The organism is Streptomyces roseus (assembly GCF_001044425.1).
GTDB classification, from domain to species: Bacteria; Actinomycetota; Actinomycetes; order Streptomycetales; family Streptomycetaceae; genus Streptomyces; species Streptomyces roseus.
Genome location: NZ_LFML01000100.1, coordinates 24,534 through 45,001, shown reverse-complemented (window position 1 = coordinate 45,001; position 20,468 = coordinate 24,534). Strand labels below are relative to the sequence as shown.

General features: G+C 74.0%; 20 protein-coding genes and 2 pseudogenes. 18 read left to right on the top strand and 4 right to left on the bottom strand.

The annotated features are described in order from the left end of the window. Window positions 1-46 precede the first annotated feature (46 nt). From ACS04_RS23505 to ACS04_RS23495, 3 genes are all read left to right on the top strand, one after another. Window positions 47-484 carry a GlcG/HbpS family heme-binding protein gene (locus tag ACS04_RS23505; RefSeq protein WP_048478706.1) on the top strand — a complete coding sequence of 146 codons (438 nt, stop codon included), beginning with the start codon at window positions 47-49 and terminating at the stop codon, window positions 482-484. 100 nt (window positions 485-584) lie between these two features. Further along, window positions 585-2,222, top strand: a complete 1,638-nt coding sequence (locus ACS04_RS23500; RefSeq protein ID WP_048478705.1) for a family 20 glycosylhydrolase — start codon at window positions 585-587, stop codon at window positions 2,220-2,222. A 76-nt stretch (window positions 2,223-2,298) separates the two neighbouring features. Further along, window positions 2,299-2,730 carry a GNAT family N-acetyltransferase gene (locus tag ACS04_RS23495; RefSeq protein ID WP_048478704.1) on the top strand — a complete coding sequence of 144 codons (432 nt, stop codon included), beginning with the start codon at window positions 2,299-2,301 and terminating at the stop codon, window positions 2,728-2,730. Window positions 2,731-2,776: 46 nt separating this feature from the next. Here ACS04_RS23495 and ACS04_RS23490 read toward each other — a convergent pair whose 3' ends face one another. Together ACS04_RS23490 and ACS04_RS23485 are read right to left on the bottom strand one after the other, a co-directional pair. Beyond that, entirely contained in the window at window positions 2,777-3,088 is a 312-nt protein-coding gene (locus ACS04_RS23490; protein ID WP_048478703.1) for a DUF3040 domain-containing protein, read from the bottom strand. A 116-nt stretch (window positions 3,089-3,204) separates the two neighbouring features. Continuing rightward, a complete protein-coding gene (locus ACS04_RS23485) occupies window positions 3,205-4,050 on the bottom strand; it encodes an endonuclease I family protein (RefSeq protein WP_048478702.1) in 846 nt (281 codons plus the stop codon). Window positions 4,051-4,312: 262 nt separating this feature from the next. Between ACS04_RS23485 and ACS04_RS23480 the strand changes: the two genes are divergently transcribed. Beyond that, window positions 4,313-4,879: a DJ-1/PfpI family protein gene (locus tag ACS04_RS23480; RefSeq protein WP_048478701.1), complete on the top strand. Its 567-nt coding sequence runs from the start codon at window positions 4,313-4,315 to the stop codon at window positions 4,877-4,879. Between the two features lie 66 nt (window positions 4,880-4,945). Here the strand turns inward: ACS04_RS23480 and ACS04_RS23475 are convergent, their stop codons facing one another. Then, on the bottom strand, window positions 4,946-5,761 hold the full coding sequence (locus tag ACS04_RS23475; protein ID WP_048478700.1) for a glutamate ABC transporter substrate-binding protein: 816 nt from the start codon (window positions 5,759-5,761) through the stop codon (window positions 4,946-4,948). 332 nt (window positions 5,762-6,093) lie between these two features. Here ACS04_RS23475 and ACS04_RS23470 point away from each other — a divergent pair. From ACS04_RS23470 to ACS04_RS23460, 3 genes and pseudogenes are all read left to right on the top strand, one after another. Next, window positions 6,094-6,498, top strand: a pseudogene (locus tag ACS04_RS23470) (AAA family ATPase); the annotation flags it as partial. A 68-nt stretch (window positions 6,499-6,566) separates the two neighbouring features. Next, window positions 6,567-7,742, top strand: coding sequence for a vWA domain-containing protein (locus tag ACS04_RS23465; RefSeq protein WP_078865209.1), 1,176 nt, complete (start codon window positions 6,567-6,569; stop codon window positions 7,740-7,742). Window positions 7,743-7,851: 109 nt separating this feature from the next. Then, window positions 7,852-8,406, top strand: a complete 555-nt coding sequence (locus ACS04_RS23460; protein ID WP_048478698.1) for a TerD family protein — start codon at window positions 7,852-7,854, stop codon at window positions 8,404-8,406. 280 nt (window positions 8,407-8,686) lie between these two features. Here the strand turns inward: ACS04_RS23460 and ACS04_RS23455 are convergent. Beyond that, a pseudogene (locus ACS04_RS23455) lies at window positions 8,687-9,274 on the bottom strand (TetR/AcrR family transcriptional regulator); the annotation flags it as partial. Window positions 9,275-9,445: 171 nt separating this feature from the next. Between ACS04_RS23455 and ACS04_RS23450 the strand changes: the two are divergent. The 11 genes from ACS04_RS23450 (at window position 9,446) to ACS04_RS23400 (ending at window position 20,455) form a co-directional block, all read left to right on the top strand. Beyond that, on the top strand, window positions 9,446-10,360 hold the full coding sequence (locus tag ACS04_RS23450) for a phosphatase PAP2 family protein (RefSeq protein ID WP_048478697.1): 915 nt from the start codon (window positions 9,446-9,448) through the stop codon (window positions 10,358-10,360). Continuing rightward, a complete protein-coding gene (locus tag ACS04_RS23445) occupies window positions 10,357-11,337 on the top strand; it encodes a hypothetical protein (RefSeq protein WP_048478696.1) in 981 nt (326 codons plus the stop codon). The genes ACS04_RS23450 and ACS04_RS23445 overlap by 4 nt, the downstream gene beginning before the upstream one ends. An 85-nt stretch (window positions 11,338-11,422) precedes the next feature. Beyond that, the gene (locus ACS04_RS23440; RefSeq protein WP_048478695.1) at window positions 11,423-11,689 is read left to right on the top strand and encodes a GlsB/YeaQ/YmgE family stress response membrane protein; all 267 of its coding nucleotides are present in this window, start codon (window positions 11,423-11,425) and stop codon (window positions 11,687-11,689) included. A gap of 72 nt (window positions 11,690-11,761) precedes the next feature. Further along, complete coding sequence (gene rraA, locus ACS04_RS23435; RefSeq protein WP_048478694.1) at window positions 11,762-12,262, top strand: ribonuclease E activity regulator RraA; 501 nt, start codon at window positions 11,762-11,764, stop codon at window positions 12,260-12,262. 82 nt (window positions 12,263-12,344) lie between these two features. Beyond that, a complete protein-coding gene (locus tag ACS04_RS23430; protein ID WP_048478693.1) occupies window positions 12,345-14,021 on the top strand; it encodes a peptide-N4-asparagine amidase in 1,677 nt (558 codons plus the stop codon). A 27-nt stretch (window positions 14,022-14,048) separates the two neighbouring features. Further along, a complete protein-coding gene (locus ACS04_RS23425; protein WP_245236504.1) occupies window positions 14,049-15,758 on the top strand; it encodes a serine/threonine-protein kinase in 1,710 nt (569 codons plus the stop codon). Window positions 15,759-15,821: 63 nt separating this feature from the next. After that, complete coding sequence (locus ACS04_RS23420) at window positions 15,822-16,742, top strand: squalene/phytoene synthase family protein (RefSeq protein WP_053080910.1); 921 nt, start codon at window positions 15,822-15,824, stop codon at window positions 16,740-16,742. Window positions 16,743-16,836: 94 nt separating this feature from the next. Next, the gene (locus ACS04_RS23415) at window positions 16,837-17,814 is read left to right on the top strand and encodes an ABC transporter ATP-binding protein (RefSeq protein WP_107438671.1); all 978 of its coding nucleotides are present in this window, start codon (window positions 16,837-16,839) and stop codon (window positions 17,812-17,814) included. After that, the gene (locus ACS04_RS23410) at window positions 17,814-18,536 is read left to right on the top strand and encodes an ABC transporter permease (RefSeq protein ID WP_107438674.1); all 723 of its coding nucleotides are present in this window, start codon (window positions 17,814-17,816) and stop codon (window positions 18,534-18,536) included. Before ACS04_RS23415 ends, ACS04_RS23410 begins: the two co-directional genes overlap by 1 nt. Window positions 18,537-18,539: 3 nt before the next feature. After that, complete coding sequence (locus ACS04_RS23405) at window positions 18,540-19,853, top strand: sensor histidine kinase (protein ID WP_078865205.1); 1,314 nt, start codon at window positions 18,540-18,542, stop codon at window positions 19,851-19,853. After that, a complete protein-coding gene (locus tag ACS04_RS23400; protein ID WP_048478691.1) occupies window positions 19,850-20,455 on the top strand; it encodes a response regulator transcription factor in 606 nt (201 codons plus the stop codon). Before ACS04_RS23405 ends, ACS04_RS23400 begins: the two co-directional genes overlap by 4 nt. Window positions 20,456-20,468: the final 13 nt, after the last annotated feature.

Genomic DNA, 20,468 nt, shown 5'->3' with positions numbered 1-20,468 from the left:
CACCCCCCTCGTACACCGCCCCGCACCACGACCCGGGAGAACCCGCATGTCCGGCACCGCCACCCCCGCCCGCACCGCCGTCGCCCCGCTGACCACCGAGGACGCCGAGCTGCTCGTCTCCGCCGCCCGCTCCGCCGCCGAGCGGGCCGGGGTCACCGTCAGCGTCAGCGTCCTCGACGCCGGCGGCCACCCGCTCGCCTTCCGCCGCGACGACCGGGCCGTGCTGATCTCCGGCGAGACCAGCACCCGCAAGGCCTTCACGGCCCTCCAGCTCGACGCCCCGACCGCCGACCTCGTCGACGCCGTCCGTCCCGACGGGCTCTTCCACACCCTGCCCACCGCCCTGGACCGGCCGCTGCTGTTCATCGCGGGCGGGCTCCCCGTCCACCGCGACGGCCGCCTCATCGGCGCCATCGGCGTCGGCGGCGGCGCCCCCGACCAGGACCACGCCTTCGCCGCGGCCGCCCTCGACGCGCTGGTCTGACGCTCCCGGCCCGCCCCCGGGTCGCGCGCCGGAGTCCCCCGTGCCAGGTTGGTACGGGGGACAGGGGTGCATGATGCGAAAGTCCAGTCAGGTCAGGTCCATGCGGGTCAGGTCCGGGAAGCCCAGGCGACGGCAGGCCGTCGCGACGGCCGTGGCCGCCGCGCTGGCCACCCTTGCCGTGCCCGGGTGCACGGCCGCCTCCGACGGGGCCCGCGGCTCCGGGGAGGCCAGCGGCACCGGCTCCGCCGCCACGGCATCCGCACCCACCGCCCCACCCCCCTCGCCCATCCCGTCGTACGCGCTGTCCAGCGCCCCGCGCACCATCCCGGCCGTACGGGAGCACACCCCGGCCCGCGGACCCGGCTGGAAACCCGCCGCCGACGCGCGGGTCGTCGTACCGCCCGGGAACGCCGCCGCCCTCGCCGACGAGGGGAAACTGCTCGCCGGTGAACTGCGCATGGGCTTCGCCGAGACGGCCGAGCCGCGCCCCGGAGACGTGGAACTGACCCTCGGCGCCAAGAACTCGGGACCGCCCGAGTCCTACACGCTCACCGTGCAGGGCAACCGGGTCCGGGTCACCGGCCCCGACGAGGCCGGGGTCTTCTACGGCACCCGCACCCTCAAACAGGCGGTGAAGTCCGGGGGTTCGGCCCCCGAGGGCACGGTGCGCGACGCTCCGGCCAAGCCGCAGCGCGGTCTCAACCTCGACGTGGCCCGAAAGAACTTCACCGTCGGCTGGATCGAGGACGAGCTGCGCCGCATGGCCGACCTCAAACTCAACCAGCTCGGCCTGCACTTCTCCGACGACCAGGCCTTCCGGATCCAGTCCGACACCCACCCGGAGATCGTCTCCACGCCCCACCTCAGCAAGGCCGAGGTCCGGCAGATCAACGCCCTCGCCGCCCGCCTGCACATCACGGTCGTCCCCGAACTCGACTCGCCGGGCCACCTCGGCGCCGTACTGCGCGCCCACCCCGCCCTCCAGCTGCGCGACCTACAGGGCAGGGCCGTGAAGGGCGCCGTGGACATATCGAACCCCGCCTCGGCCAAGCTCATCGACGAACTGCTCCGCGAGTACCTGCCGTTGTTCCCCGGCGCGTTCTGGCACCTGGGCGCCGACGAGTACCAGGCGCTGGTCTACCGCGACCCGCAGGCCTCCTTCCCGCAGCTCGCGCAGGCGGCGCGGCAGGCGTACGGCCCCTCGGCGCGCATCCAGGACCTGGCGGAGGGCTGGCTGAACGACCGTGCGGACGTGGTGCGTCCGGCGGGCAAGGTGCCCAAGGCATGGAACGACGGATTCTTCACCGCCGGCGTGGTCCAGGCGGCCAAGGACATCCAGGCCGAGTACTGGACGGGCAAGGAGAACGGGGCCCGGCCGCCGCTGGAGTACCTGCGGGAGGGCCGCAAGCTGGTCAACCTGAACGACGAGTACCTCTACTACGTGCTCGGCCAGCCCAACCAGTTCACCTACCCCACCGGCAAGCGGATCTACGAGCAGTGGACCCCGCTCGTCCTGCGCGGCACGACCCCGGTACCCGCCCGGTACGCGGCGCAGATACTCGGCGCCCGGCTCGCCGTCTGGAGCGACCTGGCCGGCGCACAGACCCAGGCCCAGGTCGCCGAAGGGATACGGCTGCCGCTCGCGGCGCTCGCCCAGAAGGTCTGGGACGCCCGCCCGCCGCAGCCCGCCTGGACGGAGTTCAAGGCGCTCGCCGACCGGCTCCAGCCCCCGAGCTGACCTGGCCCGGACCGGGGCCGGGGCGCCGCGGGATATTCGCTGGCCGGACGGCATCCGCGTTGCTTGGATCCGGGGCATGAACAATGAGCTCCCGGACGGCTATGAGCTGTCCACCGACCCCGCCCGCCTCGACGCCGACCTGGTCCACCGCTGGCTGTCGCAGGACGCGTACTGGGCCCTGGGCCGCAGCAGGGAGAAGCACGAGCGCGCCGTGGCGCACTCCCTGAACTTCGGCGTCTACGAGACGGCCACCGGCGCGCAGGTGGGATACGCCCGCGTCGTCACGGACCGGGCCACCTTCGCCTGGCTGTGCGACGTCTACGTCGACCGGGCCGCCCGCGGCACGGGCCTGGGGACGGCCCTCGTCGCCGCGGTCCGCGACCACCTGGCCCCGTACGGGCTGCGCCGGGTGATGCTCGCGACGGCCGACGCGCACGCCGTGTACGCCAAGGTCGGCTACGAGCCGCTGGCGGACCGGGAGAAGTGGATGCTGTACGGAGAGCAGTAGGGGAGCGGCCACCCCCCGCGGACCTTCCCTGGACTTGCCCGCATCCTCAGAGCCGCCCGGCGTGCTCGTGGCGCTGCCAGCGGCGGCGGATCCACCGGCCGACCAGTGGCAGGGCCAGCACCACGGTCAGCGTCCACGCCGCGGCGAACCCCCAGATCAGCGGGAGGGACACGGTGACCGCGGCCGCCACCAGCAGGGCCAGCGTGACCCCGGCGAGCAGGCAGGCGGCCAAGGCGCGGTGGCGCGGGCGGGTGCGCGCGGCGCGCAGGATCCGCTGGAGGGAGCGGTCCGCTCTGAGATCGGCCTCGATCGCCGAGAGGGCGCGTCGCTCCTGGTCGGACAGTCCGGCTCCGTCCATGACGACCTCCCTCGGCAGGCGTCGCCGGGCGGCGCGCACCACAGCCTCTGGCCTGCGCATACCCGACCGGGGGCGGCCCAACCCTCGCGGGCCGTCCCCGGCCCTCGCGGGGGGCGTCACCAGATGGAGTTGACCCACTCCGGGTGGTCGATGAACGGGTTCCGGTTGTGCTGGAACTGGTCGAATATGACCTGGTTGCGGTGCTGCTCGAAGGCGTCCGGCGGGTCCTGCTGGTTCCACTGCTTGAGCACGCTGATCCGGCCGATGGCGGGGGCGCTGCCGTTGTCGACCTTGTCGTTGACTTCCAGGTTCGCGAAGCCGTCGCCGCCGTCGTAGCGCACGGCCATGTAGAGGAGCATGCGCGCGACGTCGCCCTTGACCGCGTCGCGCGGCTCGAAGGAGTCGGAGTCGGTGAAGCTGCCGGGGGCCTCGGCGACCGGGCTGCCGCCCATGTCGAAGTCCTTGTTGCCGCGGGTGCTGTTGACCGTGACGTCCTCGGGGCGCAGGTGGTGCAGGTCCGTGCCCGGGCCGGTGGCGGTGCCGAAGTCGCCGTGGCTCTTGGCCCAGACGTGCTCGCGGTTCCAGTCGTTGGCGCCGCCGCCGTTGGTGGACTTGGACTGGGAGCGGCCCGAGTAGACGAGGATGACGTTGTTCGGGTTCGCCGGGTCCTGGTCGGTCACCTTCAGCGCGTTCCACACGCCGTCGTAGGTCACCTTGGACTGGGTCTTGATGATGTCGTGGAGCGCGGTCTTCAGCGCGGCGCCGGTCTTGCCCTCGGCAGCCGCGTAGTACGCGTCCACGGAGGCGGTGGTGGTGGCCGCGGTGACGGCCCGGCCGGAGGCGGCCGCGTCGGCGTGGGGAGCCGCCGTCCGCTGCGAGCCGGCCGACGCGGTGGCCGGAACGAGGGTCAGGGCCGCGACGGCGACGCCGGCGACCCAGGGGGCGCGTGGGGAGATTCTCATGATGTGGGGGAGACCTTTTCGCAGGCACCGCCCCCGCCAGGGCAGTTGGCGGGGCATCAGGTGGCAGAGCCGAGGCTCACATTGTCATGTGCCCTACAGATGAAATCCATGTGTCGGAAGGCCGGATTCTGCCCCCGGGGGTCACTGGGCCGAACGGGTGAGGGCCCCTTGGCAGATCGCCGCCCCGCGGGCACGGTGGCGGTGGCCCCGGCCGGGGCCGCGCGGACGTGCACACCGTGAACACCCCCACCGGGAGCAGCCCATGGCAGTGAAGATCCTCATCGTGACCGGAGACGCGGCGGAATCGCTGGAGGTCCTCTACCCGTACCAGCGCCTGCGCGAGGAGGGGTACGAGGTGCACATCGCGGCCCCGGCGGTCAGGAAACTGCGGTTCGTGGTGCACGACTTCGAGGAGGGCTTCGACACCTACACGGAGAAGCCCGGCTACACCTGGCCCGCCGACGTGGCGTTCGCCGACGTGGTGACCGAGGAGTACGCGGCCGTCGTCGTGCCGGGCGGCCGGGCGCCGGAGTACCTGCGCAACGATCCCGAGGTGCGGCGGATCCTGGCCGCCTTCACCGGCTCGGACAAGCCGGTCGCCCAGATCTGCCACGGCCCGCTGATCACGGCCGCGAGCGGCGGGCTGGCGGGCCGCCGGGTGACCGCGTACCCGGCGCTGGAGCTCGACATGAAGGCCGCGGGGGCGCAGTACGAGGACTCCGAGGCCGTGGTCGACGGCACCCTGGTCTCGGCCCGTGCCTGGCCCGACCACTCCGCCTGGATGCGGGAGTTCCTCAAGGTGCTGCGCGCCAAGGCCCCGCTGGCCTGAGGCGCGCGGACGACGAAGCGGCCTCCGGCTCCGAGCGGTCGGAGCCGAAGGCCGCTCCGGAGAGCGTCAGCTGCCCGTCGTGATCGGCGGGGCGGGCTCGTTCTTGTAGTTGGCCGGGCCGAAGTTCTTCTTCACCGCGGCCTCCCAGGCGCCGTCCTGGACCATCTTCCTCAGGGCGGCGTTGATCTTGCCCTGGAGGTCCTTGTTGCCCTTCTTGACGCCGATGCCGTAGTTCTCGTTGCTCAGGCTCAGCCCGACCAGCTTGAACTTGCCGGCGTTCTCCTTCTGGGCGGCGTACCCGGCCAGGATGGAGTTGTCCGTCGTGAGGGCGTCGACCAGACCGTCCTGGAGCGCGACGACGCACTCCGAGTACCCGTCCAGCTCCAGCACGCTGGCCTTGGGCGCGAGGGTCTTCTTGACGTTCTCGGCCGAGGTGGAGCCGGTGACCGAGCAGAGCTTCTTGTTGTTGAGGTCCTCGGCCTTGGTGATGGTGGTGTCGTCCGCGCGGACCAGCAGGTCCTGGTGCGCGAGGAAGTACGGGCCGGCGAAGTCGACCTTCTCCTTGCGCTTGTCGTTGATCGAGTAGCTGGCCGCGACGAACTTGACCTCGTTGTACTGGAGCAGCAGTTCGCGGTCGGAGCTGTCGACCCGCTTGAATTCGATCTGCTCCGGCTTGTACCCCAGTTGCTTGGCGATGTACGTCGAGACGTCCACGTCGAAACCGGAGAAGGTCCCGCCCTGCTCGCGCAGTCCCACGCCGGGCTGGTCGAATTTGATGCCGATCGAGAGGTTCCCCTTCGGGCCGCTGTCACCGCCACACCCGGAGGCGGTCAGGGCGAGGCCGACCACTGCGACCAAAGCACCGGCCTTGGGCACCTTCATGCTGCACTCTTTCCTAGGGGCCGCGGGGCGCGCTGCGGGGATCGCCGGCAGCGGGGGGAACCCGCGGATTGGTACGAAGCGTCAAGAAGAGTCGTGACGCGTGTACCAGGAAGCTAGGAAGGCGCCCGGCGCGATGTCACTGCAATTGAGCAAAACTTGAGGTAACGATCCGGCGCGACCGACGTTTCTCCGTCGAATTGTGTGGCGAACGGGATAAAGGTCGACCGCATCGAAAATTCGGCTCATTCGGTACGCATATCGGGGAAAGCGTGGCTACCGGTCGAAGGGGTGCAGAACCACTTAATCCGTACATTGCGCCGGCCCGCGGCCGTTCCGGGTACGCGTCCGGCGCGGGCCGCGAGGCCCTGGCCGCCGCGCTGACCGGAGCCGTCGGGGACGCGGCCGGGATCGAGCTGCTCTCGTACGTGGAGCACCTCGACCTGCCCGACCCGGACCGGGTGCTCGCCGATCCGGACGCCTTCGACCTGCCCGAACGCGGCGACCGGCAGCTGGCCTTCCTGATCGCCGTGGTCGCCGCAGTCCAGGGAGAGCTCACCCGGCCCCGCTGGGAGGCCGGCTGGGCCGTCCTCGCCGAGGCGGTCGACGCAGGCGTGCCGGACGTCGCGGCGCGGGCGGCCACCGACCCGGCCGCCATGTGCGACCTGGACTGGCCGGTGCCCGCCGGGATCGACGGGTTCGTCGAACTGCTCCAGCTCTCCGGCGCCCTGCCGGGTGGCGCTGAGGCGCCGGCGGCGCTGCCCGCGGACCGCGCGTCCGTCGACGGCCGGCCGGGGGGCGCGGGTGCCTGGACCGGGCCGAACTCCCGGCCGCCCGGTACAAGGCGGCCGAGGCCCGGCCGTACCTCGCCCCCGCCCTGTACGCGCTGACCGTGGTCCCCACGGCCGGGGTCCCGACGATGGGCGTGGACCGGTACTGGCGCTGCTGCGTCTCGCCCGCCTTCGTCGACGCGACGCCGGTCGTGGAACTGGCCGGGGTGTGGATCCACGAGGTGGCCCACCTGCTGCGCGACCACCACGCCCGCGCCGACCGGCTCCCGGCCGCCGACCAGCGCGACCGGGTCCGCGTCAACGTCGCCCAGGACTGCGAGATCAACGACGACCTGATCGCCGACGGGCTGGCGCTGCCCGAGGGCCGGATGGAACCCCGGCTGTTCGGTCTCGCCACCGGCGGGATGTTCGAGTCGTACCTGTCCGCGATCCCGGCCACCGCGCCGCACGCACCGGACCGCGGCTCCGGGGCCCGCGGCGCGCCCGCGCCGGGGGAGCCGGCCGAGGGCGCCGGACCCGGCCGGATCGGCTCGGTCGAGGCGGAGGCGCTGCGCCGGCAGACCGCCCGGGCCATGCGCGCCCACCAGCGCACCCGCGGCCTGCTCCCGGCCGGCTGGCAGCGCTGGGCGCAGGAACTGCTGGAGCCCACCGTCGACTGGCGCCGTGCGCTGTCCGGGGCGGTCCGGGAAGCCGCCGCGTGGGCGGGCGGCGCCGTGGACTACACCTACCGCCGTCCCTCGCGCCGCACTCCGGCGCTCGGCGGCCGGGTGGTGCTGCCCAGCCTGCGCCGGCCGCTGCCGCGGGTGGCGATCGTCGTCGACACCTCGGGGTCGATGGGCGAGGACGAGCTCGCCGCCGCGCTCGGCGAGGTCACCGGGGTGCTGCTGGAGGTGGGCGTCCGGGGCAACCGGGTCGCCGTACCGGCCTGCGACGCGGACGTGCACGCCGTGTCCCGCGTGACGAGCGCCGAGCAGGTGACCCTCGCCGGGGGAGGCGGCACCGACATGCGCGTCGGCATCCGGGCCGCGCTGGCGGCGGCGGAGCGGCCGAACATCGTCGTCGTCCTGACCGACGGGTACACGCCGTGGCCGGGCGAGACCCCGTCCTGCCGGCTGATCGCCGCGCTGATCGGGGCCGGGGCGCCGCAGCCGCCGGGGTGGGTGGAGACCGTACGCGTGCCGCCGAGGGCCTGAAGAGGTCGTATCCGGCTCAACTGGCCGAAAAAGTACGGTATTACGGGCCGCTGCGGCCGTCGCATGACAGCATGGCCGGGCAACACCCGGCAAGCGGAGGGGGAGTTCGGTGAGCACGTCCACGAGCGGAGTACGCAAGGGCCTGGCCAAGGTGGAGATCGCGCTGCGGTGGGATCCGAGCCCCGCGGGCACGCCCGCCCACGACCTGGACATCATCGCGGCGGTGTTCGCCGCCGCGGACCCGCACGGGGAGCCGGTCCACCTCGTGCACTTCGGCAGCCGTTCCCCCGACGGCACCATCACCTTGAACCGCGACAGCCACACCGGCCAGGGTTTCGGCTTCGACGAGGTGATGACCCTCGAACTGGACCGGATGGCACCCGCGTTGGTACGGGTGGTGGTCGGCGTGGTCATACAGGACACGGGGCAGCGGGGTGCCCGTACGAAGTCCTTCGCGGCCATCGGCGGTACGGGGGTCCGGATCCGGGAGGGCTACACCGACTTGGCGGTGTCCGATTTCGCGGCGATCCCGGCCGCCACGGCGGCCGCGGTCGCGGAGTTCACGCGGGACGGTTCGGGAGCCTGGTCGCTGGATGCCTCCGTGCGCGGTTTCGACGCGGACCCTGAGGATTTCACCCGGGTCATGGGCGCGCCGCGGTCCTGAAGCGCCGCCGTCCTGCGGGGTTCTGATGTGCGGCAGCCGCACAGACCGGGCGGTGGTCACTCCCTCGAGTGAGTGACCACCGCCCCGTCCGGGTGGCGCGCTGCCGCCGTCCCCACGAGGCAGCGCGGGCGGGTCGCCAGTCGGTCATCGGTGACGGCGGCCCACCGGTTCAGGGGGTCTCGGCCCGGTCCGGGCCCGCGGCGGGCGCGGGTCCGGTGACCGGGGTGGGTTCCGGTACGGGCGCGGGTACGGGGACCGGCGCGTGCTCGGGGGCGGGTGCCAGGCCCAGGGCGGGCAGCAGGGCCGCGTCGACGAACCGGACCAGGTAGTCCGCGTCCGCGTAGCGCCCCTCCAGCACCGGCCGGATGCGCATGACGCCCATCAGCTGCGCCGGCAGGAACTCCGTGGCCGGATGGCCCGCCGCGATCTCGCCGCGCGCCACGGCCCGTCCCACCATCGCGTTGAAGGCGGCCAGCTCCGGCTCGACCAGCGCTTCGCGCAGCGCCGCCTGTAGCTCCTCGTCGCTGAGCACGGCGTGCCCGAGGGCCTGGGTGAGGCGCGTGTCGCGTCCCGAGCTGCCGGCCGCGATCCGGGCCGCCTCGCGCAGGTCCCCGGCGAGGGTGCCGGTGTCCACCGCGGCCAGCGTGCCCTGCCGGTTCGCGCGCAGGGCGGCCGCGACGAGCTGGGGCTTGGTCTTCCACTGCCGGTAGAGGGTCGACTTCCCGCAGCAGGCCCGGGCGGCGACGCCCTCCATGGTCAGCGCCTCGTACCCGTGCTCGCGCAGCTGGTCCAGGACGGCGTCGTAGAACTCCTGCACCCGTTCCGGGGTGATCTTGGAGCGGCGCGCGGCGGGCGCTGTCGACGTCATGGTGAGCGGCTCTCCTCGGGGACTCCGCAGCTGATGGATCCGTGGGGAAAAGTGTACGGGAACGCCAGCGTATCGGTACACCCGCGTATCGATACGCGAATGTATCGATACACTGGCGTGTCGATGTCCGCGCACAGGGCGGCGCCGAGCACAGAGAAGGAAGCGGGGGAAATGAGCTCCCACACCACACCGGGCGGGCCGGCCGACGGCCCGGCAGCGGCCGGGCCGAGGCGCCGACTCATACGCGAGCTGCTGCTCGTCGCGGGCCTGTTCGCCGTGTACAAGGCCGGCCGGATGCTCTCCACGGACCGCACCGACGAGGCTTTCCGCAACGCCGGCCGGATCTGGGACGCCGAGCGCGCACTGCACCTGCCGGGCGAGGGCGCGATCCAGCGGCTCCTCCTGCACGGAGACGGCGACGCCCTCGTCCACACGGCGAACACCTACTACGCGGCCGTGCACTTCCCGGCCACCGCGCTCTTCCTGATCTGGCTCTACGTGCGCAGGCCCGGCCACTACCTGTGGGCCCGGCGCGTACTGGCCATCCTGACCGGCGCCGCCCTCGTGCTGCACCTCACCTTCCCGCTCGCGCCGCCCCGGATGCTCGGCGCCGCGCACCTGGTGGACACCGCCCAGGTCTACGGGCCCTCCGTGTACCGGGCGGCTCCCACCACCGACACCATGGCCAACCAGTTCGCCGCGATGCCCTCGCTGCACTTCGGGTGGGCCCTGATGCTGGCACTCGGCATGATCGCCGCCACCCGTTCCCGGTGGCGCGTGCTGTGGCTGCTGCACCCGCTGGTGACCCTGCTCGTGGTCGTGGGCACCGCCAACCACTACTGGCTCGACGCCGTCGTGGCCACCGTCCTGCTCGGCGGGGCCCTGCTGGTGGTGCCGCGTCCGCGGGTCCGCGCCGGAACCCTGGCCGTCGTACGACACCTGCCGCGCCCGCGGCGGAACGCGGCGCCCCCGGTCCCGGCGGCCTCGAAGGCCCCTGCGGCCCCTGCGGCCCCTGCGGTCGCGCAGGCCTCCGCCGCCGCAGCGGTTCCCGAGGCCCAGGCCGAGGTCGTGGGGGCTGGCCGATGAACGCCACCCTCCTCGCCGTCCTGCTCTGCCTCGCCTCGGCCGTCGCGTACGCGGCCGCCGCCGTGGCCCAGGAGCGGCTCGCCCGCGCCGCCGTGGCCCGCAGTGCCGGAGCCCTGCTCGGCAACGGGGCCTGGTGGTGGTCGGCCGGTCTCAACGCCGGCGCCGCTCTGCTGCACGCCGCCGCCCTGCGCTACGGGCCGCTCACCCTGGTCCAGCCGCTCGGCGCCCTCACGCTCGTCGCGGCCGTCCCGCTGGGGGCGCACGGGGCCGGCCGCCGCGTCGCCGCCACCGAATGGCGGGGCACCCTGGCCACCGTCGTCGGGCTCGGCCTCCTGCTGCTCCCCGCCTCGGGGCCGGCCCCCGACGACACGCTCACCCTGGCCGAGGCGCTGGCGGTGTCCGGGGCCACGCTCGCCGTGATCACCCTGCTGACCGTACGCCGGGACGTGCGCTCGGGGCTGCGGCACGCGACGGCCTCCGGGCTGGCCTCCGCCGTGGCCTCCGCGCTGACCCAGACGGTGGCCGTCGCGGGCGGGCGTGGCGGGGCCCTGCTCAGCGTGCGGGTCGTCGCCGTAGCCGTGCTCGTGGTGGTCTTCGCGGTCGGCGGGATGCTGCTGTCGCAGCGTGCCTACCGGGGCGGGCTCGGGGCGCCGCTGGCCGTGGTGAACCTGGCCAACCCGCTGGCCGCGGCCGCCATCGGCATGATCCTGCTCGGTGAACGCCTCCAGGGCGGAGCGGTGGGGCTGCTGCTCGCCGTGGCCGGCGCCCTGGCGGCCGCGCGCGGGGTGCTGCTCCTGACGCGTACGGCGCCGGGTACCGCTCCCGCCCCGGCCCCTGCCGCCTCCGCGCCCGTCCCCGTACCCGTCTCCGCGCCCGCACCCGTACGCGCGGTGGCGCCGGCATCCGCATCCGCGGCCGCGGCCGCGCCCGTGCCCGTACCGGCGGTCCCGGTGCCGGCCGGCCGGGTGCCGGTCTGAGGCGGCCAGAACCGTTTCGCCGGTGTTCGCGTCCTCCCTGGTGAGAACGCGAACACCGACATACAACGAAGCGGAGTGAACGACCATGGGGATCGTCAGCTGGATCGTCCTGGGGCTGCTGGCCGGGATCATAGCCAAGGTCCTGCTGCCCGGCCGTGACCCCGGCGGACTGATCGGCACCACGTTCATCGGCATCGCCGGAGCCTTCATCGGCGGCTGGCTCTCCGCGAAGTTCCTGGACAAGCCGATCGGCCACGACTTCTACGACCCCGCCACCTGGGGCTCCGCCATCGCGGGCTCGCTGGTCCTGCTCATCGGCTACCGCATCCTCTTCGGCAACTCCCGCGACTGAGCGGCTCCGGGGCCACCGGTTAGGCTCGGGCCGCACGGCGCGACGTACGAGCTGCGAGGAGCCCCGAGTCCCATGAGCGTCACCCCTGCCACTCCCGTCACCCCCGTTCCCACCAGCGATCTGTACGACGAGCACGGCGAGGGGCTGGCCATCTGCACCACGTCCTTCCGCCAGTTCGGCGGGCGCCGGCTGTTCGCCGGACCGGTGCGGACCGTCACCTGCCACGAGGACAACGCGCTGCTGCGCGAGCTGGTCCACACGCCGGGCGGGGGCGCCGTCCTCGTCGTGGACGGCGGCGGCTCCCTGCGCACCGCCCTCACCGGCGACCTCATCGCCGCGGCGGCGCAGCGCAACGGATGGGCCGGCCTGATCATCAACGGCGCGGTCCGCGACAGCGTGGCCCTCGGCGGGCTCGACCTCGGCATCAAGGCCCTGGGCACGGTCCCGCGCAAGAGCGGCAAGACGGGCGCGGGCACGGTGGACGAGCCCGTCACCCTCGGTGAAGTGACGTTCCGTCCGGGGGACACGGTCCACGCGGACGACGACGGCACGGTCGTCCTCCCCGCCTTCTGACCCGGCCCGGGGGCGAGATCCGGCCATGGGCGGGCCACGGCCCCTGGCGCCGCCCGCGCCGGGCCGGATTCACTGCGGGGCCATGACACGACACAGGATCACGGGCCTGCTCGGCGCCCTCGCGCTCGCCGCCGCAGCCCTGGCCGGCGGCGCGGGACCCGCGGCGGCCGCCGCCGACGCGCGCACCAGCGGCGTCCACGCCTCCGCCGCCGGTGCCCCGGCCGCACCGCCCGCCGAGTTCGGCACGGACTGGCACGACCCCCTCACCGCCGCCCCGCCCGTCGCCCGCCCGGCCACCCGCTCCTGCGAGGTGACCGTCGCCGAGGCCGACTTCCGCGACTACACCCCGTACGTGGGGACCTACGCGCCCCCGGCCGCATGCGGCGGGAGCTGGGCCAAGATCGTCCTGCGCCTCGACGGCAAGGTCAAGGGACGCCAGTACGACCGCCTGGGCCACCTCTCCGTCGGCGGCGTCGAGATCCTGCGCACCTCCACCCCCGAGCCCTCGCCCGAGGGCATCACCTGGTCCGTCGAGAAGGACGTCACCCGCTACCGCGACGTCCTGGCCGGGCCGCAGCCCGTCGAGATGCTGATCGGCAATGTCGTCGACGACACCTACACCGGCGTCATCGAGGTCAAGGCCACCCTCACCTTCTACACCGCCGACCGGGACCGGCACGTCACCGTCCCCGACACCCCCGACCGCGTCCTCCCGCTCACCAGCCCCTCGGTCACCACCCCGCGCAACACCGAGCGGCTCCTGGCCGAGGTGTACGCCACCGGCTCCGGCGGCGGCTGCGAGGAGTACTGGTACATGACCACCCCGGACGCCGCCCCGTACTCCTGCAAGGCGGCCGACGGCCCCTACCGCGAGGTCCGCATCTCCGTCGACGGACAGCTCGCCGGCATCGCCGCCCCCTTCCCGACCGTGTGGACGGGCGGCTGGTCGAACCCCTTCCTGTGGTACGTCACCCCCGCGCCCCGCGCCTTCGACGTCCAGCCGATCGTCTACGACCTCACCCCGTACGCCGCCCTCCTCAACGACGGCCGCCCGCACCGGATCGAGGTCGGCGTCGCCGGCGTCCCGGCCGGGCAGAGCGGCTGGAGCACCCCGGCGAACCTGCTGATCTGGCAGGACGAGGGCCGCGCCGTCGTCACCGGCTCCCTCACCCGCCACGAGGAGGGCGAACCGGCCAACTCCACCCGCTGGACGCCCGCCGCGCCCGGCACCCCCGCCGCCCGGCACCGCCTCGACACCGAGGGCGGCCACCGGCTCACCGTGGCCGGCCGGCTCGACACCTCCCACGGCCGGGTCACCACCACCGTCACCCGAGCCGTCCACAACACCTCCGTGCACCGCTGGACGGAGGGCGAGAACCAGGACGCCCTGACCGCCACCTGGACGGACGAGGAGAGCGTCAGCCGCGGCCCCGCCACCGTCCGCACCGCGCGCACGTACACGATGGACGGCGAGACCACTCTCGGTGCCGGGGACCGGCTGCGCACCGTCATCTCGCTCGGCGACCGCGCCGAGACCAGCACCCTGCGCGGCGGCCGCACCGTGGACCGCACGCTGCTCGACGACCGGTACACGGGCGACGCGAGCTACACGGCGAACGTCCCGCGCGACCAGCGCCACGCGGTGGGCACCAGCACCGAGCACTACCGGCTGTACGGTTCGGATCCCGCACGCGGCTGCTACGACCGCACGGTGTCCACCGCCCAGGGCACGGTGACGGTGGACCGCCGACACTGCTGACGGTGGCTGCGCCTACGATGACCGGCCATGGACATGAGTGAGGCCGGCAGACAGCTGGTCGACGGCCGCTTCGAACTGATCGCGCCGCTGGGCGCCGGCGGTATGGGCACGGTGTGGCGCGCCCGCGACATCGCACTGCACCGCGACGTCGCCCTGAAAGAGGTGCGCCCGCCGGACCCGGCGACCGCGGCCGCCCAGCCCGGACTCACCGAGCAACTGCGCGAACGCGCCATCCGGGAGGCCCGTGCGCTCGCCCGGATGGCGCACCCGCACGTGGTGACGATCCACCACATCGTCGAGCCCGCCGCCGGCACGGACGGCCATCCGTGGATCGTGATGGAGCTGGTCAAGGGCGGCTCCCTGCACGACAGGCTGGAGTCGGGGCCGATGCCCGTCGCCGACGTGCTGCGGCTCGGCCTCGACGTGCTGTCCGCCCTGCGGGCCGCCCACGCGGAAGGCGTCCTCCACCGCGACGTCAAGCCGGCCAACGTGCTGCTGCGCCCCGACGGTTCGGCCGTCCTCACCGACTTCGGCATCGCGGCCCTCCACGACTCGACCGCCCTCACCTCCACCGGCGTGCTCATCGGCTCGCCGGAGTACATCGCCCCGGAGCGGGCCCGCGGCGAGGAGGGTCTCGCCGCCTCCGACCTGTGGTCGCTCGGCATGCTGCTCTACGTGGCCGCGGAGGGGACCCACCCGCTGCGCCGGGCCACCACCCTGGCCACCGTCGTCGCCGTCCTCGACGAGCCCATCCCGGCCCCGGTGCGTTCCGGCCCGCTGGGGCCCGTACTGGAACGGCTGCTCGTACGGGACCTGTCCGTCCGGCCGGACGCCGCGGAGCTGGAACGACTGCTCCGGGAGGCGAGCGGTGCCGCCGCCGGGAGCGCCCCGCCGGCCCCGTCGCCCACGGCCCTGGGTCAGTACGGGCCCCCGACCCCACCGCCGGGCGCCGGGGGCGGCGGCGGTTTCGGCGGCGGCCCGACCCGGCCCGCGCAGCAGCAGGTCCCCCAGCCCTACGCGCCGTTCACCCCCGGGGGCGGCTCCCCGTACTCGGTCACCGCCCCCGTCCCCGCGAACCGGACCCCGCGCCGCCGCCCGGCGCTGCTCGCCGCCCTCGCCGCGCTGGTCCTGGCCGTCGGCGCGATCGGTTTCGTCAAGTGGTTCCCCGGCGACTCCGCGGACAAGAGCGGCGCCGGGGCCAAGGGCTCGGGCGCCGCCGCGAGCACCGGCCCCTCCACCCCCCGACCGCAGCAGAGCCTGCCCACAAAGGTCGGCGGCCAGGCCGCCGCCCCCAAGGGCAGCCTGCTCACCCCCGCCAACGTGCGGACCGCGATCGAGGCCTTGAAGCAGAAGACGGGCACCACCCAGTTCGTGGAGATGAACATCTACGAGGAGTACGTCCTCGCGTCCATTCCCACCGCACCCGGAGCCAAGACCTACGACCGCTACCAGTACCGCGACGGCGAGGCGAAGCGCACCGGCCCCGGCAGCACCATCAAGGCCGACGAGCCGCTGATCGACATGGCGACCGTCAACTGGGACGCCCTGCCCGGCCTCCTCGACACGGCCAAGCAGGAACTCGGCGTGACCAACCCGACCTCGCGCTACGTCATCGTCGAACCCTGGCTCCTCGACGGCAGCCCGTCCATGCGGCCCTACCTCACCGACGAGTACGGCCAGGGCGGGTACGTCTACGCCGACACCCAGGGCAAGGTGAAGAAGGTCTACCGCTCCTGACATCGTGTACCCGTACGGTCCTTCGCGGTTCGGTCGCGGTTCGGTTCGAGGAGCAACACCACCATGCCCAGCTGGCGCACCACCCTCACGGCGGCCGGAATCACCGGCCCCCGGCTGCGTGAGGACTACACGCACGTCGCCCGCCGGGTCCTGCGCCGGGAGCCGGCCCCGTACGTGACGCTGCGCCTGCTCGCCGCGCCGCCGCTGGTGCCCTGGCTGACGGCGGGGGTGGCCTTCATGAACCTCGTCGACGACGTGGCCGAGACCGGCACCCCGCGGGAGCGCTCCGCCGGCCTCGCCGCGCTCACCGGGCAGGTGGAGACGGCGCTGAGGACCGGCGACAGCCCCGACCCGCTGATCCGCGCGTACGTCCACGCCGTCGCCACCCGCGGGCTGCCCGCGCACTGGGTCTCCCGGTTCCTGGAAGGCGCCGCCACCGCCGAGGCCGGCTTCGAAGGCTTCGGCACCGAGGAGGACTTCCAGACCTACCTCGACGCCTACGCGTGGCCCGGGGTGCTGGTCTTCACCGGGCTCCAGTACCGGGGCGGCCCCGACGAGGAACAGGCCGCCGGATGGCGGCGGTTCGTCGACGCCGCCCAGCGGGTCGACTTCCTCGCCGACCTCGCCGGAGACCTCGCGGACGGCCGGCTGTGCCTGCCGCGGGCCCGCCTCGCCGAGCACTCCGTCACCCGGGCCGACCTCGAACAGGCCCGCGACACCCCGGCCGTACGCGCGCTCCTCGCCGACGAGACGCGGCGCGCCCGCGGTGCCCTCGCCGCCACCGAAGGCATCCTCGGCCTCGTCGAGCCCGGGCTGCGCCCCGTGATCGCCGCGATGACGGAGCTGATGGGACACCAACTCGCCGCCGTGGAACGGGCCGGAACCCGGGCGCTGCGCAAGGACGTCGGCTACGGCCTGGCCGCCCCCGTGCGCACCCTGCTGCGCGCCCGGGCCGGCCGGTCCCGGCACCGGCCGGCCGGATAGCGCCCCACCGCACCGCGAGCCGGGACATTTGTACCGGCGGGGTCCGTACATGCGGATCTGCCGGGGAGCACGCCCCCTTCGTAACGTGGTGGGCATGACACAGACGACACCGGCGGCCCCGCAGCCACGGACCGCGCGGCCACCGCGCGAAGAGCCCGCGATCCGCTTCCGGCACGCGGCCAAGTCCTTCGGAGCCGTCCGCGCCGTCGCCGGCATCGACCTCGACGTCCGGCGCGGCGAGGCGGTCGCCCTGCTCGGCCGCAACGGCGCCGGCAAGTCCACCACCATCAGCCTGCTGCTCGGCCTCGAAGAGCCCGACGCGGGCAGCGTACGGCTCTTCGGCGAGACCCCCGAGCGGGCGGTGAGGGCCGGCCGGGTCGGTGCCGTGCTCCAGGAGGGGCGCGCCGTACCGCGCATCACCGTGTGCGAGCTCATCGGCTTCGTGGCACGCACCCATCCCGCTCCGATGCCCGTCGCCGAGGCGCTGGAGCTGGCCGGACTCACCGAGCTCGCCGGCCGCCGCATCGACCGCCTCTCCGGCGGACAGGCCCAGCGCGTCCGCTTCGCCGTGGCCCTCGCCGGGAACCCGGAGCTCATCGTGCTCGACGAGCCGACCGCCGCCCTCGACGTGGAGGCCCGCCGCGCCTTCTGGGAGTCCATGCGCGGCTACGCCCGGCGCGGCAACACCGTCCTGTTCTCCACCCACTACCTGGAGGAGGCCGACGCCCACGCCGACCGCATCGTCGTCGTCGACTCCGGGCGGATCGTCGCCGACGGCACCGGGGAGCAGCTGCGCCGGGCCGCCGGCGGCTCGCTGGTCTCCGTCGACCTGGCCGGGCGCCCCACCGAGGGCCTCGGCGAGCTGCCCGGGGTGGTCTGCGTGGAAGTACGGGGGGACCGCGCGCGGTTGCGCACCGAGGACCCGGACGCGACGGTCGTCGCCCTCGCGGGCCTCGGCGCGGTCCGGGGGATCGAGGTCACCGCCCCCTCGCTGGACGACGCGTTCCTCGCCCTCACCGGCAGCCGACCCAGCCGCCCCGCCGACACCATCCCCGCAGGGAGCCCCCGTTGATCACCGCCTACGTCCGCCTGGAGGTCCGCCGGACCCTGCGCGACACCTCGTTCGTCGTCTTCGGCATCGGCATGCCGGTGCTGATGTACCTCCTCTTCACCAACATCGGGTCCGGCGCCGACACCGGCGACTGGAAGACGTCGTCCATGGTGGCCATGGCCGCGTACGGGGCGCTGGGCGCGGCCCTTGGGACGGGAACCGGCGTCGCCGAGGACAAGGGCATCGGCTGGCTGCGGCAGCTGCGGGTGACCCCGATGACCCCGCGCCAGGTCGTCATCGGACGGGCCCTGACCGGCTCGGTGACCGTGCTGCCCGCCGTGGCCGCCGTGCTGGCGGCCGGCGCGTCCGTCAACGGGATCCGGCTGGAGGCCTGGCAGTGGGCCGCGGTCGCGCTCGTCCTGTGGCTCGGCGCGCTCCCCTTCACCCTGCTCGGCATCGGCAACGGCTACCGGCTCACCGCCCAGACCACGGGCCTGGTCAACGTCGGGTGCGGCCTCGGGCTCTCCATCGTCGGCGGACTCTGGTTCCCCGCCGAGCTGTTCCCGCACTGGCTGCGCTCCCTGTCCGACTTCACCCCGACCCGCCGCTTCGCCGAGCTGGGCCAGTCCCTCGCCGCCGGCGGAGCCCCCGGCCCGGCCGCGGTCGCGGTGCTCGCCGTATGGGCCCTGCTGTTCGCCGCGTACGCGGTGCTCTCGTACCGTCGGTCCGCGAGGACGGTGTGACGCATGGAGCGGGGAACGGGTGTGAAGATCCAGGACTGGCGCAGGAACAGGCAGGCGCGGAAGGCCGAGTGGGCGGTCCGCAAGGCCGAGTGGCGGGTGCGGGAGAGGCTGCGCAAGGCACGGGGCGAGGCGCCTGACCACGGCTGCGGCCCGATGGCCCCGTCCAACCCGTTCGCGCTGCTGCCGTGGCTGCTGCTGGGCATGGGGGCCATCTCCAACGTCGTCAAGGGGGAGACCCCCAACCCCTGGATCGGCGCTCTGGGCCTGCTGCTGTTCAACTCCCTCTACGTCACCCTGGTGTTCCGCGCCTTCGACCGGCGGGCCCGGGAGGCGGCCGGAACCCGCTGGTGCCTGGCGGCCCTCGGCGCGGTCACCTGCGCCCTCGCCCTGGCGTACGGGGGCAACTGGCTGCTGTTCTTCCCGCTGTGGGGCCTGGCCACGGGGGCGGTGATCCGGGGCCGGATGCTGGGTCCGGTGATGTTCGTCGTCACCGCCCTCGCCGGGGCGGTCGCGGGGCTCGACGAGGGCTGGGACACCCTCGGCATCGCGTACGGGACCCTCGTCTCCGGCATGGTCACCGCCGCCATCCTCGCCCTGTCCGAGACGGTCAGGGAACTGCGCGAGACCCGGCAGGAGCTGGCCCGGGCCGCCGTGGACCAGGAGCGGCTGCGCTTCTCCCGCGACCTGCACGACCTGCTCGGCCACACCCTGTCGGTGATCGTCGTGAAGTCGGAGGCGGCCCGGCGGGTCGCCCCCCGGGACATGGACGCCGCCCTGGGCCAGATCGCCGACATCGAGGCGGTCGGCCGGCAGGCGCTCACCGAGATCCGGGAAGCGGTCACGGGCTACCGCGAGACCAGCCTCGCCGCCGAGCTCGACCGGGCCCGCGGCGCGCTGACCGCCGCCGGGATCGAGCCCGTCGTACGGCAGTCCGGGCCCCCGCTGCCCCCGCAGGCGGCGGCGCTGCTGGGGTGGGTGGTGCGCGAGGGCGCCACCAACGCCATCCGGCACAGCGGTGCGACCACCTGCGAGATCGAGGTGCGGAGCGCGGCGGAGCGGGTCCGCCTGGTGATCACCGACAACGGGAACGGCGTAGGCTCGACCCCGCCGGGCAGCGGACTGACCGGCCTGACGGAACGGCTCGCCGCGGCGGGCGGCACCCTCGTCGGCGGCCCGGTTCCGGGCCCGGGGCGGGGGTTCCGGGTCACGGCCGAGCTTCCGGTGGAGCACGCGGCGAACGGGAAGGATCCGGTGGACCCGCATCACCCGCGGAACCCGGCGGGCCAGGCGGACCCGGAGAACGAGGAGAGTCGATGATCAAGGTCCTGCTCGCGGAGGACCAGGGCATGATGCGCGGCGCGCTGGCCCTGCTGCTCGGGCTGGAGGAGGACATCGAGGTCGTCGCGCAGGTCGGCGCCGGGGACGAGATCGTGCCGGCCGCGGCCCTGGCGCGGCCGGACGTGGCCCTGCTCGACATCGAACTCCCGGGCCGCAGCGGTCTCGACGCCGCCGCCGAGCTGCGCACGCGCCTCCCGGACTGCCGGGTGCTGATCCTGACCACCTTCGGCCGCCCGGGCTATCTGCGCCGGGCGATGGAGGCGGGGGCCGCCGGCTTCCTGGTCAAGGACGGGCCGGTGGAGGAACTGGCCGCCGCGATCCGCCGGGTGCTCGCGGGGGAGACCGTGATCGACCCCGCGCTCGCCGCGGCCGCGCTCAGCGCCGGACCGAGTCCGCTGACCGCGCGCGAGGTGGACGTGCTGGGCGCGGCGGTCGACGGGGCGACCGTGGCCGACATCGCGGCCAGGGTCCACCTGTCGGAGTCGACGGTGCGCAACTACCTGTCCTCGGCCATCGGCAAGACGGGCACCCGCAACCGAATGGAGGCCGTCCGCGCGGCCCGCCGCCAGGGCTGGCTCTAGGCCCCTGTTATCG